Below are 849 nucleotides of genomic sequence, written 5' to 3' on the forward strand. Positions count from 1 at the left end.
ACGAGTTGCCGGATGAGGCTGCTGTGCGGGAGGTTGTCCGCAAGACTTTGGCCGACATGCTCGGGTCCGAGCATAAGGCACGGCCGGCTGCTCAGTACCGGGCCGAGGTTCGCGACGAAGCTGGCAAGAGCATACTGACCGCCTCTGTGCTCATCGTCATCGATAAGGCCCCGGAGCGGAAGGCGGCCGAAGCTGCCGCGTAGCTCAGACATTCGGCCAGGCGCGACTGAACCGCGCTTGCCCCGGTTGATTGTAGCAAGGGAATGGGCGCCATCATCGTCATCGCCAGCTCTGCTGGTGGCCTCAAACCGCTCAAGCGGATCGTCGAGGCTTTGCCATCAAATCTCCGCGCCTCCGTGTTCGTCGTGCAGCACATCGGGGCGAACCCGAGCGTCCTTCCCGAAATCCTTAGCCAGCGCGGCAGCCTTCCGGCCACCTTTGGGCGGCACGGGGAGGTCATCGAGCGCAGCCACATCTACGTCGCACCACCCGACCACCATATGCGATTGGGTTTCGGTGCAATCCTTCTCGATCAGGGGAACAAGGTGCACTTCACCCGCCCAGCGGCCGATCCGTTGTTCTTTTCAGCCGCCGAGGCTTACGGGAAGCGCGTCATCGGGATCGTGCTCAGCGGCGGCAATAGCGACGGGGCTGAGGGCATGCGTGCGATCACGGCACGCGGTGGCCTTGGCCTCGTGCAGGATCTGGCCGAGGCCGAATGCCCCGAGATGCCCCAGGCCGCGCTGCGGCTGGATCACCCGGAGGCAACCTTCACCGCCGATCGACTGGTCGAGCGGGTCGTTGCACACTGTGCTTGCAACGATTGAGGGTCCCGTGCAGCTTGCCGCC

2 protein-coding genes are annotated in these 849 nt (G+C 64.5%); both read left to right on the forward strand.

Annotated features, from left to right (window positions below; all coding sequences use genetic code 11):
• The coding region (locus MKK75_RS27280; RefSeq protein ID WP_244045619.1) for a DUF6894 family protein at positions 1-203 on the forward strand (203 nt) is incomplete at its 5' end.
• Between the two features lie 60 nt (positions 204-263).
• A complete protein-coding gene (locus MKK75_RS27285; protein WP_244045620.1) occupies positions 264-827 on the forward strand; it encodes a chemotaxis protein CheB in 564 nt (187 codons plus the stop codon).
• The last annotated feature ends 22 nt before the right edge of the window (positions 828-849 follow it).

Origin of the sequence: Methylobacterium sp. J-030 (assembly GCF_022829545.1) — a bacterium.
Taxonomy (GTDB): Bacteria; Pseudomonadota; Alphaproteobacteria; order Rhizobiales; family Beijerinckiaceae; genus Methylobacterium.